Source organism: Micromonospora sp. bgisy143 (assembly GCF_057708145.1).
In genome coordinates this window covers 103024-118142 of sequence record NZ_JBYIRN010000002.1, presented here as the reverse complement: position 1 = coordinate 118142, position 15119 = coordinate 103024, and the positions used below count along the sequence as shown (strand labels likewise).

Annotated in this window: 13 protein-coding genes and 3 tRNA genes; 10 read left to right on the top strand and 6 right to left on the bottom strand. The window is 72.9% G+C overall.

Annotated elements, in window-relative coordinates; all coding sequences use genetic code 11:
* Nucleotides 1-27: 27 nt before the first annotated feature.
* From AC3EN4_RS03475 to AC3EN4_RS03460, 4 genes are all read left to right on the top strand, one after another.
* Entirely contained in the window at nt 28-831 is an 804-nt protein-coding gene (locus tag AC3EN4_RS03475; protein ID WP_422738723.1) for a fumarylacetoacetate hydrolase family protein, read from the top strand.
* Nucleotides 832-939: 108 nt separating this feature from the next.
* Nucleotides 940-1011, top strand: a tRNA-Gln gene (locus AC3EN4_RS03470).
* 134 nt (nt 1012-1145) lie between these two features.
* A tRNA-Glu gene (locus tag AC3EN4_RS03465) sits at nt 1146-1218 on the top strand.
* A 261-nt stretch (nt 1219-1479) separates the two neighbouring features.
* Nucleotides 1480-1552: transfer RNA gene (locus AC3EN4_RS03460), tRNA-Glu, on the top strand.
* A gap of 309 nt (nt 1553-1861) precedes the next feature.
* Here AC3EN4_RS03460 and AC3EN4_RS03455 read toward each other — a convergent pair.
* Nucleotides 1862-2548 carry an IclR family transcriptional regulator gene (locus tag AC3EN4_RS03455; RefSeq protein ID WP_091671614.1) on the bottom strand — a complete coding sequence of 229 codons (687 nt, stop codon included), beginning with the start codon at nt 2546-2548 and terminating at the stop codon, nt 1862-1864.
* A gap of 49 nt (nt 2549-2597) precedes the next feature.
* On the opposite strand from AC3EN4_RS03455, the gene leuC reads away from it, so the two are divergent.
* From leuC to AC3EN4_RS03435, 4 genes are all read left to right on the top strand, one after another.
* Complete coding sequence (gene leuC / locus AC3EN4_RS03450) at nt 2598-4043, top strand: 3-isopropylmalate dehydratase large subunit (protein ID WP_435204472.1); 1446 nt, start codon at nt 2598-2600, stop codon at nt 4041-4043.
* 14 nt (nt 4044-4057) lie between these two features.
* Entirely contained in the window at nt 4058-4645 is a 588-nt protein-coding gene (gene leuD, locus AC3EN4_RS03445; RefSeq protein ID WP_422738725.1) for a 3-isopropylmalate dehydratase small subunit, read from the top strand.
* 172 nt (nt 4646-4817) lie between these two features.
* Nucleotides 4818-5474, top strand: coding sequence for an HU family DNA-binding protein (locus tag AC3EN4_RS03440; protein WP_422738726.1), 657 nt, complete (start codon nt 4818-4820; stop codon nt 5472-5474).
* 139 nt (nt 5475-5613) lie between these two features.
* A complete protein-coding gene (locus AC3EN4_RS03435; protein WP_435204471.1) occupies nt 5614-7530 on the top strand; it encodes an endonuclease/exonuclease/phosphatase family protein in 1917 nt (638 codons plus the stop codon).
* 25 nt (nt 7531-7555) lie between these two features.
* Here AC3EN4_RS03435 and AC3EN4_RS03430 read toward each other — a convergent pair whose 3' ends face one another.
* From AC3EN4_RS03430 to cofC, 5 genes are read right to left on the bottom strand one after another with little or no spacing between them, the layout of a single operon-like run.
* A complete protein-coding gene (locus AC3EN4_RS03430) occupies nt 7556-8434 on the bottom strand; it encodes an NUDIX hydrolase (RefSeq protein ID WP_435204470.1) in 879 nt (292 codons plus the stop codon).
* Entirely contained in the window at nt 8422-9939 is a 1518-nt protein-coding gene (locus AC3EN4_RS03425; RefSeq protein WP_435204469.1) for a CYTH and CHAD domain-containing protein, read from the bottom strand. Before AC3EN4_RS03425 ends, AC3EN4_RS03430 begins: the two co-directional genes overlap by 13 nt.
* A 24-nt stretch (nt 9940-9963) precedes the next feature.
* A complete protein-coding gene (locus tag AC3EN4_RS03420; protein WP_435204468.1) occupies nt 9964-12303 on the bottom strand; it encodes an RNA degradosome polyphosphate kinase in 2340 nt (779 codons plus the stop codon).
* Between the two features lie 54 nt (nt 12304-12357).
* Nucleotides 12358-12555, bottom strand: a complete 198-nt coding sequence (locus AC3EN4_RS03415; RefSeq protein WP_007456426.1) for a cold-shock protein — start codon at nt 12553-12555, stop codon at nt 12358-12360.
* Nucleotides 12556-12599: 44 nt separating this feature from the next.
* The gene (cofC, locus tag AC3EN4_RS03410; RefSeq protein WP_435204467.1) at nt 12600-13247 is read right to left on the bottom strand and encodes a 2-phospho-L-lactate guanylyltransferase; all 648 of its coding nucleotides are present in this window, start codon (nt 13245-13247) and stop codon (nt 12600-12602) included.
* 128 nt (nt 13248-13375) lie between these two features.
* Here cofC and AC3EN4_RS03405 point away from each other — a divergent pair, with 128 nt between their 5' ends.
* Nucleotides 13376-14110 carry a lysophospholipid acyltransferase family protein gene (locus tag AC3EN4_RS03405; RefSeq protein WP_435204466.1) on the top strand — a complete coding sequence of 245 codons (735 nt, stop codon included), beginning with the start codon at nt 13376-13378 and terminating at the stop codon, nt 14108-14110.
* On the top strand, nt 14107-15114 hold the full coding sequence (locus AC3EN4_RS03400; protein WP_435204464.1) for an NAD(P)H-dependent glycerol-3-phosphate dehydrogenase: 1008 nt from the start codon (nt 14107-14109) through the stop codon (nt 15112-15114). Before AC3EN4_RS03405 ends, AC3EN4_RS03400 begins: the two co-directional genes overlap by 4 nt.
* The last annotated feature ends 5 nt before the right edge of the window (nt 15115-15119 follow it).

The window sequence follows — 15119 nt, the reverse complement described above, 5'->3', positions numbered from 1 at the left end:
ACGCGTTCGCGGGGCTAGATTGGCCGGGTGCGTATCGCTCGTTTCGCTCATGCCAAGGGAATGTCGTTCGGGGCCGTCGAGGGTGAACCGGAGGCCGGGCCGCAGGGCCTGACCATCGCCGAGATCGAGGGTCACCCGTTCGGCCAGCTCACCTTCAGTGGGGCCCGCTGGGCCCTCTCCGACGTCCGGCTGCTCTCGCCGATCCTGCCCAGCAAGGTGGTCTGCGTGGGCCGCAACTACGCCGACCACGCCGCCGAGCTCGGCAACGACGTGCCCAAGGAGCCGCTGCTCTTCCTGAAGCCGTCCACCTCGGTGATCGGTCCCCGGGACGCCATCCGGTTGCCGATCTTCTCCAAGCAGGTGGAGCACGAGGCGGAGTTGGCCGTCGTGATCGGCGCCCCGGGTGCCCGCCGGGCCGACCGCGCCGCCGCCGAACGCGCCATCTTCGGCTACACCTGCGCCAACGACGTGACCGCCCGGGATCTGCAGCGCACGGACGGGCAGTGGACCCGCGCCAAGGGCTTCGACTCGTTCTGCCCGATCGGGCCCTGGATCACCACCGGGCTCGACGTCTCCGACCTGGAGATCCGGTGTGAGGTCGGTCGCAACCCCGACGAGATGGAGGTACGCCAGCTCGGCCGGACGAAGGACATGGTCTTCGACGTGCCCGGCCTGGTGTCGTACATCTCGCACGTGATGACGCTGCTGCCCGGCGACGTCGTGCTCACCGGCACGCCGGCGGGGGTTAGCCCGCTCGTCGAGGGGGATACGGTCACCGTGCGGATCGAGGGCATCGGCGAGCTCAGCAACCCGGTGGTGCCTGTCGCCTGATCGGTCCGATGCCCCTGTTTCCGCAGCTCAAGGGTGGTTCGGGGGGATCGGATTTGGCCTGTCGGCACCGGGAGGGTAATGTTCACTCCCGGCGCCGCAAGGGGCCGATGGGGTATGGGGTAATTGGCAGCCCGACTGATTCTGGTTCAGTTAGTCTAGGTTCGAGTCCTGGTACCCCAGCGCAGCTGGGATTCGCGAGAATCCCGGACGCTGGATTCTGACGGAGTTCTCCTCCGTCCCCACGGGGGCGGAGGGCGGTCTTCGGAAGAGTGCAGCTCCTCCACCCGTTCGGGTGGGGGAGCGAATGTTGTTCTGGCCCCGTCGTCTAGCGGCCCAGGACGCCGCCCTCTCAAGGCGGTAGCGCCGGTTCGAATCCGGTCGGGGCTACATCGTGCACAGCCCGTCTCACTGCGGTGAGGCGGGCTGTTTCGTGTCCTCGGCCGGGTCTGTTCGCGGCCCTGCTTGATCGACTCGGCTTGCAGGAAGGCGTGGTGTCCTGAGCCCGCTGATCGGCCGAGTTCACGGAACCCGAGTCGATCTGGGCGGTGGCACACGCGGCCGTTGCCCGTACCCCGTTCCCACCCTCGCGGGCGGTGCCGCTAGACTACGAGCCGCACCGCCCGCGAGGGTGGTGAACAGGAAAGTTCTGGCCCCGTCGTCTAGCGGCCCAGGACGCCGCCCTCTCAAGGCGGTAGCGCCGGTTCGAATCCGGTCGGGGCTACAACCGAAGGCTCACCTCGCCCAGCGAGGTGAGCCTTCCTCGTTCCCACCCCTGGCCCGCCACCCCCACCCCACCCGGCCTCCGCCCCCCGGAGGGTCCGGACCGCCCCGGTGATCAAGAGGTTCGCGTCACCGAGACGGCGTGTCGTGACGCCAACCTCTTGATCACCAGGAACCCAGGCGGGCGGACCCCCGAGAACCGGCCCTGCCCCCGTTGATCATGAAGTTAGCGGCGCGACACGCCGGCGCGGGTGGCGATAACTTCATGATCAACCGAGGGGCCCAGGGTGGGGGACGGACGGTAGAGGGGTTAGAGGCCGGAGAGGCGTTGGCCGGCTCTCACCACGGCCATGGCGTGGCGTTCGCCGGGGCGGCGGCCGAGGCGTTCGATCGGACCGGAGATGCTGATCGAGGCGATCACGCGGCCGGTGCGGTCCCGGATCGGCGCGGAGACGCTCGCCACACCGGCCTCTCGCTCGGCGACGCTCTGCGCCCACCCCCGGCGGCGTACCTCGGCCAGCGTGCGGCCGGTGAACTTGCTGCGCGGCAGCAGCGGCATCACCGCCTCCGGCGGCTCCCAGGCGAGCAGGATCTGGGCTGCCGAACCGGCCGTCATGGGCAGCACCGAGCCTACCGGGACGGTGTCCCGCAGGCCGCTGGCGCGCTCGGCGGCGGCCACGCAGATGCGCTCGTCCGCGCGGCGCAGGTAGAGCTGGGCGCTCTCACCGGTGGCGTCCCGCAGCGCGGCGAGCAGCGGCTCGGCGGCGGTCAGCAGGACGTCCGGTGCGGCGTTGGCCAGCTCGCCGAGCCGGGGCCCGGGGCGCCAACGGCCCTGTGTGTCCCGGACCAGCATCCGGTGGATCTCCAGGGCCTGCGCCAACCGGTGTGCGGTGGCCCGGGGCAGCTTGGTGCGTTCAACGAGTTCGGCAAGGCTGGCGCCGTCGACACAGGCGGCCAGGATGACCACCGCCTTGTCGAGAACGCCGACACCGCTCATACTGTGTCCCACAAGCCGAAACTTACCTCCCAGAATTTAGGATGTCCAGATGGTGGGAGTCACTCCTGAGCCGAGGACCCTGGCCGAGAAGGTCTGGGACGCGCACGTCGTACGGTCCGCCGCTGGTGAGCCGGACCTGCTCTTCATCGACCTGCACCTGCTGCACGAGGTGACCAGCCCGCAGGCGTTCGACGGGCTCCGGCTCGCCGGGCGCCGGGTGCGTCGTACCGACCTGACCCTCGCGACCGAGGACCACAACACCCCGACCGGGTACGCCGATCCGTCGTTCCGGTCCCGCCGTGGTGACCTGCTCACCATCGCGGACCCGACGTCGCGTACGCAGATCGAGACGCTGCGCCGCAACTGCGCCGAGTTCGGGGTGCGACTGCACCCGCTCGGCGACGACAACCAGGGCATCGTGCACGTCATCGGCCCGCAGCTCGGGCTCACCCAGCCGGGCATGACGATCGTCTGCGGCGACTCGCACACCGCCACCCACGGCGCGTTCGGGGCGCTCGCCTTCGGCATCGGCACCAGCGAGGTGGAGCACGTGCTGGCCACCCAGACGCTGCCGCAGAGCCGACCGAAGACGATGGCGGTGAACGTCACCGGCCGGCTCGCGCCGGGCGTCACCGCGAAGGACCTGGTCCTCGCGCTGATCGCCCAGGTCGGCACCGGCGGTGGCCGGGGGCACATCGTGGAGTACCGCGGTGAGGCGATCCGCAACCTCTCCATGGAGGGGCGGATGACGATCGCCAACATGTCCATCGAGTGGGGCGCCAAGGCCGGCATGATCGCGCCGGACGAGACCACCTTCGCGTACCTCAAGGGTCGGCCGAACGCGCCGCAGGGCGCCGACTGGGACGCGGCGCTCAACTGGTGGCGGACGCTGCCCACCGACGAGGGCGCGCGCTTCGACGCCGAGGTGACGCTGGACGCCAGCCGGATCACGCCGTTCGTCACCTGGGGCACCAACCCGGGGCAGGGTGCGCCGCTGAGCGCGCCGGTGCCCGACCCGGAGGAGTTCACCACCGACGCGGAGCGCGCTGCCGCCCGTCGGGCCCTGGAGTACATGGATCTGCGCCCGGGCACCCCGCTGCGGGAGCTGCCGATCGACGTGGTCTTCGTGGGCTCCTGCACGAACGGCCGGCTGGAGGACCTGCGGGCCGCCGCCGACGTGCTGCGCGGGCACCGGGTCGCCGACGGGGTCCGGATGCTCGTGGTGCCCGGCTCGGCCGCCGTCCGCGAGGCCGCCGAGGCCGAAGGGCTGGACAAGGTCTTCGCCGACGCGGGCGCCGAGTGGCGGTTCGCCGGTTGCTCGATGTGCCTGGGCATGAACCCGGACACGCTCAAGCCGGGGGAGCGCTCCGCCTCCACCTCCAACCGCAACTTCGAGGGCCGGCAGGGCCGGGGCGGACGTACCCATCTGGTGTCCCCGCCGGTCGCCGCCGCCACCGCCGTGGTCGGCCGGCTGGCCGCCCCCGCCGACCTGTAGAAGGGACCGACGAGATGGACAAGTTCACCACCCACACCGGTACGGCCGTGCCACTGCGCCGGTCCAACGTGGACACGGATCAGATCATCCCGGCGGTGTACCTCAAGCGGGTGACCCGAACCGGCTTCGCCGACGGGCTGTTCAACGCCTGGCGGGAAGATCCGGCATTCGTGCTCAACGATGAAACCTATTCCGGGGCGTCGATCCTCGTCGCCGGGCCGGAGTTCGGCACCGGATCCTCGCGCGAGCACGCCGTCTGGGCGCTGCGGGACTGGGGCTTCCGCGCTGTGGTGTCGCCGCGCTTCGGTGACATCTTCCGCGGCAACGCACTCAAGGAGGGCCTGCTGCCGGTCGAGCTGGAATTGAAAGCCGTCGAGGAGTTGTGGGATCTCGTCGAGGCCGATCCGACCACGCCGGTGACCGTCGACCTGACCGCCCGACAGCTCCGGGCCGGGGACGCGACCTGGTCGTTCCCGCTGGACGACTTCAGCCGTTGGCGGCTGATGGAGGGCCTGGACGACATTGGACTCACCCTCCGACACGCCGCCGACATCGACTCGTACGAGGCCACCCGACTGCCGTTCCTGCCCTCGGTGGCATAGCCGTACGCCCACCCACACATCGGATTTCGCCCTCACCGGTCCAACCGGTGGGGGCGAATCCGTTACGACACAAGGGCTTTTTTCCGCCGAATGTTTGTGTCCAGGCACTACAGGGCATACGGTGCGCGCAGAATGGCTCGCGTCGAGTCAGTTGCACAATCGGGAGGAAGTCGTGAACAAGGCCGAGCTCATCGAGGCGCTCGCCGTTCGCCTGGGGGACCGGAAAACGGCGACGGCCGCGCTCGACGCGGTCCTCACTGAGGTCCAGGCGGCGGTCACCAAGGGCGAGAAGGTGGCGATCACCGGATTCGGAGCATTCGAAAAGCGTGTCCGTGGCGCACGAACAGCGCGCAACCCGCGTACCGGCGAGGCGGTGAAGGTCAAGAAGACATCTGTCCCGACCTTCCGTCCCGGCGCCGGGTTCAAGGAGATGGTGGCCAGCGGCAAGGTGCCGAAGGCCACGGTGGCGGCGAAGAAGACGGCGACCACCACGGCCAAGGCGACCGGCACCAAGGCCACCGGCACCAAGGCGACGGGCACCAAGGCCACCGCCACCAAGGCGGCGAGCAAGAAGACCGCTCCGGCCAAGGCGAGCAAGACCGCCACGGCGACCAAGGCGGCGAGCAAGAAGACCGCCCCGGCCAAGGCGAGCAAGACCGCCACGGCCACCAAGGCCGCCAGCAAGAAGACCGCCCCGGCGAAGAAGAGCGCCGCGGCCACCAAGTCGACCACGGCGAAGAAGACCACCGCGGCGGCGAGCAAGAGCACGGCGGCCAAGAAGGCTCCGGCGAAGAAGGCTCCGGCCAAGAAGGCGGCCAGCAAGCGCTGACCGAGCGACGAGGGGCGTCCACCGGGTGGTGGGCGCCCCTCGTGCGTGCCGGAACCGTTGACCCGACCGGACCGTACGCGCAGAATCGCCGTGCCGGTTCCCCCTTCGGACCGGTCCGTCGACGGGAAGTGGGGCGCCGGTGCGCTACCGCCAGCTCACCACCTCATCGCTCGCGTTGGGCGTCATCCTGCTCATCGACGTGCTGCGCGTCTGGCTACCCGGGATCATCACCATCTTCGGGCAGGCCGCCTCCACCCCCGCCGAGCTGATGGGCGCGTTCGCGCTCGGCTGGTTCGTCCTGGCGCTGGCCGCTCCGGCGCTGGTCCGCCGGGTCGGTGCCCGTCCGGTGACGGTCGTCGCGGCCGTGGTGCTGGCCGTGGCCCGTCTCGCCCTCACCGCGACCCCCGGCGGCCGTCCGCAACTCTGGTTGGCCAGCACGGGGCTGCTGGCCGGGCTGGTGTGGCTGGTCGGCGTCGCCGCCGGCACCGACCGTCCGGTGCCGGGGCTGGCGCTCGGGCTCGCGGTCAACGCCGTCGGTCACGCGCTGCTGGACACCTACGACCTCGTCTGGCGCGGCGGCTGGGCCGCTTGGCTGATCAGCGTCGTCGCGGTGGCGCTGTTCCTGCTCGACGCGGCCCTGCCGGCGGCGCCGCCCGGCCCCGCCGGTGCCCGCTCGTGGCTGCTGTTCGGGCCGACGCTGCTGCTGTCCGGCATGGTGGCTCTCGCGCCGGCCCTGGCGCAGGCCGGGATGTCGTACCTGGAAGCGGGTGGGTCGGTCGCCCGTTCACCGTTGTTCGGCCTGGCGCCGGTGCCGGTGGCGGTCGCCGGCTTTCTGCTGGCCGCCCTGGTGGGCCCGGCCCGGCGGTGGACCCGACCGCTCGGGCCGGTGGCCCTGCTGGCGGGCGCGCTGCTCTTCGCCCTCGACCGTGGCGACCTACTGGTCGCGGCCATGCTGCTCAGCGCCGTCGGCCTCGGTGCCTGCCTGGCTCTGACCGATGGCGTCGGCCGGACCGACGACGTCGGACCCGAACGGGTCGGGGCGGACGAGGTGGGCGACGGGCGGCGGGCGGCGGCCCGCCGGGGGTACGCGGTGGCCGCCGGCATGCTCGTCTTCGTGGTCGGCTCGATCGGTTACTACTCGGCCTACGACCTCGGCTACCCCAACGCCGCCGTGCCGGTGGTGGTGGCCGGGGTGGTCGCCGTGGTGGCCCTGACGGCCCGTCCCACCGGCCTGCGGCTTCTCGGACCGTTGGCGCCCCTGCCGACCACGGCAGTGGTGACCGCGCTGGCCCTGCTGGCGCCGATCCTCGCCGAGGAACTTCCGGCGGCCAGCAACCGGGACGGCCCACCGGAGCGGCTGCGGGTGGTGGCGTACAACATCCGGATGGGCTTCGGGCTGGACGGCCGGTTCGACCTGGCCGGGTTGACCGCCGCCATCGACCGGCAGCGGCCCGACGTGGTGCTGCTCAGCGAGGTGGACCGGGGTTGGCTGCTCAATGGCGGCCACGACACGCTGGACCTGCTGTCCGACCGGCTGGGCATGCCGTACGTCTTCGGGCCGGCCGCCGACCCGGTGTGGGGAGACGCGGTGCTGAGCCGCTGGCCGGTGACCGCGCCGCGGTCCCTGCCGTTGCCGGCCGTCGGTGCGCCGACCGGCGCACAGGCCCTCGCGGTGACCCTCGACCTCAGTCACGGCGTGCGTACCGCCGTGGTGAGCACCCACCTGCAGCCGCCGCCCGACCGGGGACCGGTGGTCCAGGCCCGGACGGTCGCCGACTTCGCCGTCCGTTACGCGGCGGGCAACCCGCTCGTGGTGGCCGGCGACCTGAACACCGAGCCGGGGGACGAGGCGTTCGGGCAGTTCACCGCAGCGGGTCTCAAGGACGCGTTGGCGGCTGCCCGACCGTTGGCGACCAGCCCCGCCGACGATCCCCGTACGCAGATCGACCACGTCTTCGTCTCACCCGGTCTGACGGCGGCCGACCCGGTCGCGCCGCGCGGCGAGGCCAGCGACCACCTGCCGGTGGCGGTGACCCTCACACTGCCGCCCGGTTAGCGGCGTTGTCCGGCGGATCGGGGCGTCACAGGCGGTCGGTGCCGAGCAGTCGTTCGCCGGCGAAGGCGAGCAGCCAGCCGCCGCCCTTGGCGGTGGTGAAGTCCTCGTCGGCGCGGCCGGTCAACCGTTCCAGCGCGCCGGGCAGCACCTTGCCCTGGCTGCACACCGCCACCTGTCCGCCGGCGTAGGCCAGTTCCAGCAGTTGGGCGGCGGTGGCCAGCACCCGTTCGTCGCGCTGCTGGCCCGGCTGCGGCTCGTCCAGGTCGCCGCAGACCTCGATGGGCAGGTCGAGCAGCGCGGCGGCCGGGTCCAGGGTCTGTACGCAGCGGCGCGCCGAGGCCGACAGCAGCCGGGCCGGTCGGACCGTGGCGATCAGCGGCGCCAGCGCGTACGCCTGGGCCCAGCCCTCGTCATCGAGCGGCCGGGCGGTGTCCGGACCGGTCCAGGTGGCCCGCCGGCCGGCGTGCCCGTGCCGGACCAGCGCGATTGTCGCGGTCACCGGCGGCAGCGCGGCGAACGCGGTCAGCACCTCGGCGTCGTGCGGGTAGCTGACCAGTCGGATCGCCTCGTCCACGGTCAGCCACCGCAGGTCGTCGACTTCGGTGCCCGGCTGGAAACCACCCTCGGCGACGGCGAGCATCGACCAGTAGTCGACCAGCTTGGCCTGCCCCTCGCTGCGGTAGCGCACCGACGGCAGCCGCACCTGCGGTACGCCCCGCACGTCGGCCTCCTCGGCCACCTCGCGGACCGCCGCGACGAGCGGGTGCTCGCCCTTCTCCAGCTTGCCCTTGGGCAGCGTCCAGTCGCCGTAGCGCGGGCGGTGCACGACGCAGACCCGGACACCGGCGTCGGTCGGTCGCCAGCAGACCCCACCGGCGGCCCGGATGCCGGTCACGGCAGCCATCGGGTCCGCCGTCGCCGGGTCGCCCGGTGCCACGCGTCGGGGAACCGGGCCCGCATTTGGTGGACGGTGTCGCGTTCCCGCTCGGCCAGCCGCCCGGCGGTGACCGCCAACCCGTGGTCGTCGGGCCGCTCGGCGGCGAGGGCGAGCCAGGTCTCGGCGGCCACCGCGGCGTCCTGGTGCTCACCGAGCACGTCCTGGACCCGGGCCAGCGCGCGGGCCAGCCGACGCGCGTCCCTGCCGACCGCCGGGAGGACGGCGGTGACCGCGTACCGGGCCTGTTTGCCCTGCTTGCGGACGGCGTGCCAGCGGTCGTCGGGCGCGAGCGGGTCGAGCCCGTCGACGCCGTCCGGGCCGGTGAGCTGCCGCCACGGGCGGGCCACCAGCTTGGGCAGCGTACGGGCCGCCGGGGTGGCCGCCCGCCGGGTGAGCCGGGGCGCCCGGGCGGCCAGCACCAGGGCGTCCACCAGGGCCAGGTAGCGCGGCGAGCGTAGTGCCTCGTCGATGGCCGCGAGCGCCTGCCGCTGCCGCTGCGCGAGCGCGTCGTCAAGCCGGTCGACCGCGTCCGGGTCGAGCGGGCTGAGCGGGTCGGCGGTGGCGGTGCGCCGCAACCGTTCGCGCAGCACCTCGGCGTCGCGCGCCCCACCGAGCACCCCGGCCAGCCAGCGCAACTCGTCGCGCAGCGGACGGGCCCAGCTCCGGCGCACCAGGGGCCGGAAGGTCCGCAGGTCGCTGCGCAGCCGTCGGCAGGCCACCCGCAGTTGGTGTACGGCGCTGTCGCCGCCGGTCGGGCCGCCCAGTCGTACCAGGGGATCGTTTGCCAGCAGCCGGCGGACCTCCTTGCGGACCGCCTCGGTGACCACGTCCCCGGCGCTCGGATCGTCGGCCAGCTCGCCCGGCGCGACCAGGTCGGGTTCGGCCTGCGCTCCCGGCCCCAGGGCGCGTACGTGCTTCGGGGTGAACGCCCCGGCCCGCGCCCCGGCGTCGCGCAGCGCCGACCCGATGCGGCCCAGCAGCTCGCGGTCGCCGGCCTTGCGCTCCACCTCCACCTCGCGGAAGGTGCTCGTGACGGCCCCGGTGTGGTCGAGGACGCTCACCCGGTCGTCCACCACCTCGGCGAGCACCGTGCCGTCCCCGGCGCACACCTCGTGGGCGTGCCGGACGGTGCGTACCACCGTCACCGGCGTCAGCGGCATGCCCCGGTGCAGGACGGTGACCAGCTCGACCAGCTCCGGCGGCGGCTGCCCGGCGGGCCCGGCGCGGGAGATCTCGTGCCGGACGCCGGGCGTGCCGGTGGGGAGCTTCACCGTCCACGGCGGCTCGTCCCCCTCGCGGTGGCGCAACGACGCCCCGGCGCGGGCCAGCCGCAGGTCGACCGTGTCGAGGTAGCGGGCGACCAGCGTCATTGGCGGCAGCACCCGGACCCGGCCGCCGACCGGTGCGGTGGCGGACAGGTCGGGCAGCACGAAGGTGTCGTCCACCTCGTACTTCTGCTCCTCCTCGACCATCAGCTCAGCCTAGGCGGTGATCGCTCAGCCGGCCGTGCCACCGACGCGGCGCAGCAACAGTTCCTGGAGATGCACGCGGGCCGCCTCGTCGCCGCCGGTACGCCGGGTCCAGGTGCCGTCGCCGGCCAGCTCGAACGCGTCGATGTCCGGGCTCATCGCGGCGGTCATGACATGGTCCAGCTCGGCCCGGGCGACCGGGTCGCTCACCTGCACCAGAGCCTCCACCCGCCGGTCCAGGTTGCGGTGCATGAGGTCGGCCGAACCCATCCAGAACTCGGCCTCGCCGTTGTTGCCGAACCGGAAGATGCGGGAGTGTTCCAGGAACCGGCCCAGGATCGAGCGGACCCGGATGTTCTCCGACAGCCCGGGCACGCCCGGCCGCAGTGTGCACATGCCCCGGATGAGCAGGTCGACGTGGACGCCGGCCTGGGAGGCCCGGTACAGCGCGTCGGTCACCTCCTCGTCGACCAGCGAGTTGACCTTGAACTGGACCAGGCCGGGCATGCCGAGGCGGACGTGCGCGACCTCCCGCTCGATGCGTTCGATCAGCCCGCTGCGGATGCCCTGCGGGGCGACCAGCAGCCGCCGGTACGCGGTCTGCCGGCTGTAGCCGGTCAGCACGTTGAACAGGTCGGTGAGGTCCGCCCCGATCTCCGGGTCGGCGGTGAGCATGCCGAAGTCCTCGTACAGTCGGGCGGTCTTCGGGTGGTAGTTGCCGGTGCCGATGTGGCAGTACCGGCGGATCTGGTTGCCCTCCTGCCGGACCACCAACGCGGTCTTGCAGTGCGTCTTGAGCCCGACGAGGCCGTAGACGACGTGACAGCCGGCGCGTTCCAGGGTGCGGGCCCAGCCGATGTTCGCCACCTCGTCGAAGCGCGCCTTCACCTCGACCAGCACCACCACCTGCTTGCCGGCGGCGGCCGCGTCGACCAGGGCGTCCACGATCGGCGAGTCGCCGCTGGTCCGGTAGAGGGTCTGCTTGATGGCGAGCACGTTCGGGTCGGCGGCGGCCTGCTCGATGAAGCGCTGCACGCTCGTCGCGAACGAGTGGTACGGGTGGTGCACCAGGATGTCCCCGTCCCGCAGCGTGGCGAAGACGCTGCGCGGCACCTCGCCCTCGGTGAGCCGGGGGTGCGTGGCCGGTACGAACGGCGGGTCCTTCAGGTCCGGGCGGTCGGCCTCGCCGTACACCTGCCAGAGCGCGGACAGGTCCAGCAGGCCGGGCACCCGCAGCACGTCCTGGTCGTCCATGTCCAGTTCGCGGACGAGCAGTTCCAGCATGTGATCGGAGATGGACGCGGCGACCTCCAGGCGTACCGGCGGGCCGAACCGGCGCCGGGCCAGCTCCCGTTCGAGGGCCTGGAGCAGGTCCTCGTCGCGGTCCTCGTCGACCTCCACCTCGGCGTTGCGGGTCACCCGGAACAGGTGGCACTCGACCACCTGCATGCCGCTGAACAGCTGACCCAGGTGCACCGAGATCAGGTCCTCGACCGGCAGCATCCGGACGCCCGGCTGGTCCCGGTCGACGCGGACGAACCGCGGGACGTTGTTGGGCACCTTCACCCGGGCGAACAGCTCGGAGCCGCCGTCCGGGTCGCGGACGGCCACCGCCAGGTTCAGCGAACGGCCCGAGATGTACGGGAACGGGTGCGCCGGGTCCACCGCGAGCGGGGTGAGCACCGGGAAGATGTGCTCCCGGAAGTAGGTGCGCAGCCGCTCCCGCTCGGGGTCGCCGAGGTCACCCCAGCGCAGGATGCGGACGTCCTGCTCGGCCAGCCGGGGCAGGACGTCGTCGACGAAGCAGGCGGCGTGCCGGGCGACCAGCTCGGCGGTCCGCTCGGCGATCAGTTCGAGCTGCGTCCGTAGGGGGAGGCGGTCGCCTCCGCGTACCGGCAGGCCGGCGGAGAGCCGCCGCTTCAGGCCGGCGATCCGCACCATGTAGAACTCGTCCAGGTTGCTCGCGAAGATCGCCAGGAACTTGGCCCGCTCCAGCAGGGGAGTGCGCTGGTCCTCGGCGAGGGCGAGCACCCGCGCGTTGAAGTCGAGCCAGGACAGCTCCCGGTTGAGGAAACGGTCCTCCGGCAGCGGGGCCGGCGCCGGTGCGTCGTCCTCGGCGGAGGGCGGGGCCGGCTGGATGCCGCCGGCCGCCGGGCCGTCCGTCTCGGTGGTCGACACGGCGGGGTCGAGGACCTCGTCCAGGCCGGAGGAGGCCCCTCCCGGGTCGTCGGCGAGCGTGTCGGCGCGGGCGGCGCCGGCCCGTTCGGCCCGGGACGGGCGGAAACGGCCGTCGGTGCCGCGGATGCGGGCGCCGTTGCGGGGGTCGGTGGCGGGTGGGGTGACCGGGTGCTCGCGAGGGGTGCTCACCCGCTCATAATCACCCGATTCGAGTTAACGCAAAATGAACTTGGGCCCGCCAGCTCAGTTCATCGTCGGCAATGTCACCCGGACGACCTCGCCGTCGGGATCGGTGTCGATCCGCACCCGCTGGCCGAGCCGGAGCAACCGCAGGCCGGAGGCGTCGAACGCCCGGGCGGGAAAGCGCAGCTCGGTGCCGTCGTCGAGCAGCAGCACGCCGCTGCGTGTCGCCGCGTCGTAGCTGGCCACCGTGCCCTGCATGCTGGCACCGTACACCGGCGGATCGGCTCGTGGCGGGCGGCGGCTCAGCTCGTGACCCACGCCGGGCTCGCCGTGCCGAGCAGCGCGGCCGTGCGCGGCCCCAGCCCCAGGCGGGCGGCGGCGGCCAGGTCCCCGGCGGTGTCCACGTCGCGTCGCAGGCTGGGCCAGTCGCCGGTCAGCGGCAGTGCCCCGCTCGCCTCGTGCGCCACCGCCGAGCCGACCCCGAACCGCGGGTCGAGGTCGACGTCCGGCGGCGCGGCGAGCAGCACGGTTCCGGTGCCGGGCGCGTCCGCGACGAACCGGCGTACCCTCTCGGGGCCGTGCCGCGCCGCGAGCAGCGCGGCGGCCAGGTCGTCCGGGCGCAGCGCCGGCAGGTCGGCGGTGAGCCCGGCCACCCACCGCGCCGAGGTCTGTGCCGCGCCGTGCCGGAACGCGGCGTTCAGGCCGGCGTCCGGCAGGTCGGCGACCGTCCGCGCCCCGGCGGCCCGGGCCGCCGTCGCCACCCGCTGGTCGTCGGTCACCACCAGGACCTCGGCGACCGCCGGACAGGCCAGCGCCGCGCGCAGGGTGTCGGCCGCCAGGGCCAGTGCCAGCTCCTCGTGGGGTACGCCGGGCAGCGCGCCCCGTAGCCGGCTCTTGGCCACGGTCAGACGCTTCACCGGCACCACCGCGGCCCACCTCGGCTGACTCACGTCCGCAATCCTGCCAGCCGGACGGCGGGACCCTCGCTGGCCGTACCGGGGGCGAGCAGGCATGATTTCCGCTGCGGGTGTCGCGGGCGGGGCCCGCGCGGTGGGTCGGGGCGCGACGAGGAGGCACAGTGGCACGGCGGAGGCTGGGGTTCTGGCAACGGTTCGCCGTGGGGCTGGTCAAGCCGGTGATGACCGTCTGGACCCGGCGCACCTGGCGGGGCCAGGAGCACCTCGCCCGGGACGGCGGCGTGATCATCGTGGCGAACCACATCTCGCACGCCGACCCGCTGGTGTCCGCGCACTTCATCTACGACTCCGGCCGGTGGCCGCAGTACCTGGGCAAGGCCAGCGTGTTCCGGGTGCCGGTGGTCGGCTGGATCCTGCACCGGTGCCGCCAGATCCCGGTCGAGCGGGGCAGCGTGGAGGCGGTCCGCTCGCTGGACAAGCTGGTCGCCGCTCTCGACGAGGGCGGCGCGGTCGTGATCTACCCGGAGGGCACCACCACCCGGCAGCCGGAGCTGTGGCCGATGAAGGCCAAGACCGGTGCGGCCCGGCTGGCGCTGGCCACCGGGGCGCCCGTGGTGCCGCTGGTGATGTGGGGACCGGAGCGGATCTTCGATCCGCGTACCAGCCGGCTCAACCCACGCCCCCGGATCCCGGTCACCGTGGTGGCCGGCGACCCGGTCGACCTCAGCCGCTGGGCGGACGCGCCGCCGACCCGGGAAACCCTCGAAGAGATGACGGACGCCATCATGCTGCGGCTGCGGGACATGCTCGCCGAGATCCGTGGCGGCACCCCGCCACCGCTGTGGGAACGACCGGCCCGGCCGTCCGTCGAGCGGCGTCAGGGCGAAGCGGCATGAGCGGCCACGTCGCGGTGCTGGGCGCCGGCTCCTGGGGCACCGCGTTCGCCAAGATCCTGGCCGACGCGGGCCGGGACGTCACGGTGTGGGCCCGCCGGGCACCGGTGGCCGAGAGCATCCGCGCCGAACGTCGCAATCCGGAGTACCTGCCGGACCTGCTGCTGCCGGCCGGGGTCACCGCCACCACCGACGCCGCCGAGGCGATCACCGACGCCGAGGTGGTGGTGCTGTCCGTGCCGTCGCAGACGCTGCGCGGCAACCTCGCCGAATGGGCCGGGCACCTGCACCCCGACTCGACGCTGGTGTCGCTGATGAAGGGCATCGAACTCGGCACCACCAAGCGGATGAGCGAGGTCATCGTGGAGACCGCCGGGGTGGCCGCCGACCGGGTGGTGGTGGTCTCCGGCCCGAACCTGGCCCCGGAGATCGCCGCCGAGCAGCCGGCCGCCACGGTGGTGGCCGGCACGAACGCCGCCCGGGCCACGCTGGTGCAGTCGTCGATCCGTACGCCGTACCTGCGCCCGTACACGAACGACGACGTGATCGGTTGCGAGCTGGGCGGCGCGGTCAAGAACGTGATCGCGCTGTCGTACGGCATCGCCACCGCGATGGGCTTCGGCGACAACACCCGGGCCATGCTGATGACCCGGGGGCTGGCCGAGACGGCTCGGCTGGGCGTGGCGCTCGGCGCGGACCCGATCACCTTCGCCGGCCTGGCCGGCATGGGCGACCTCGTCGCCTCCTGCTCGTCCCCGCTGGCCCGCAACCGCACCTTCGGCGAGCACCTGGGCCGGGGCGAGACCCTGGAACAGGCCCAGGCCGCCACCCGACAGACCGCCGAGGGCGTCAAGAGCTGCCTCGCGATCCGTGACCTGGCCCGGGCGCACGGCGTCGAGATGCCGATCACCGAGCACGTCGAGCGGATCTGTCACGAGGGGATGGACCCGCGTCTCGCTGTGCAGGCGCTGATGAGCCGCACCGCCAAGCCCGAGTCGTACGAGTGAGGACC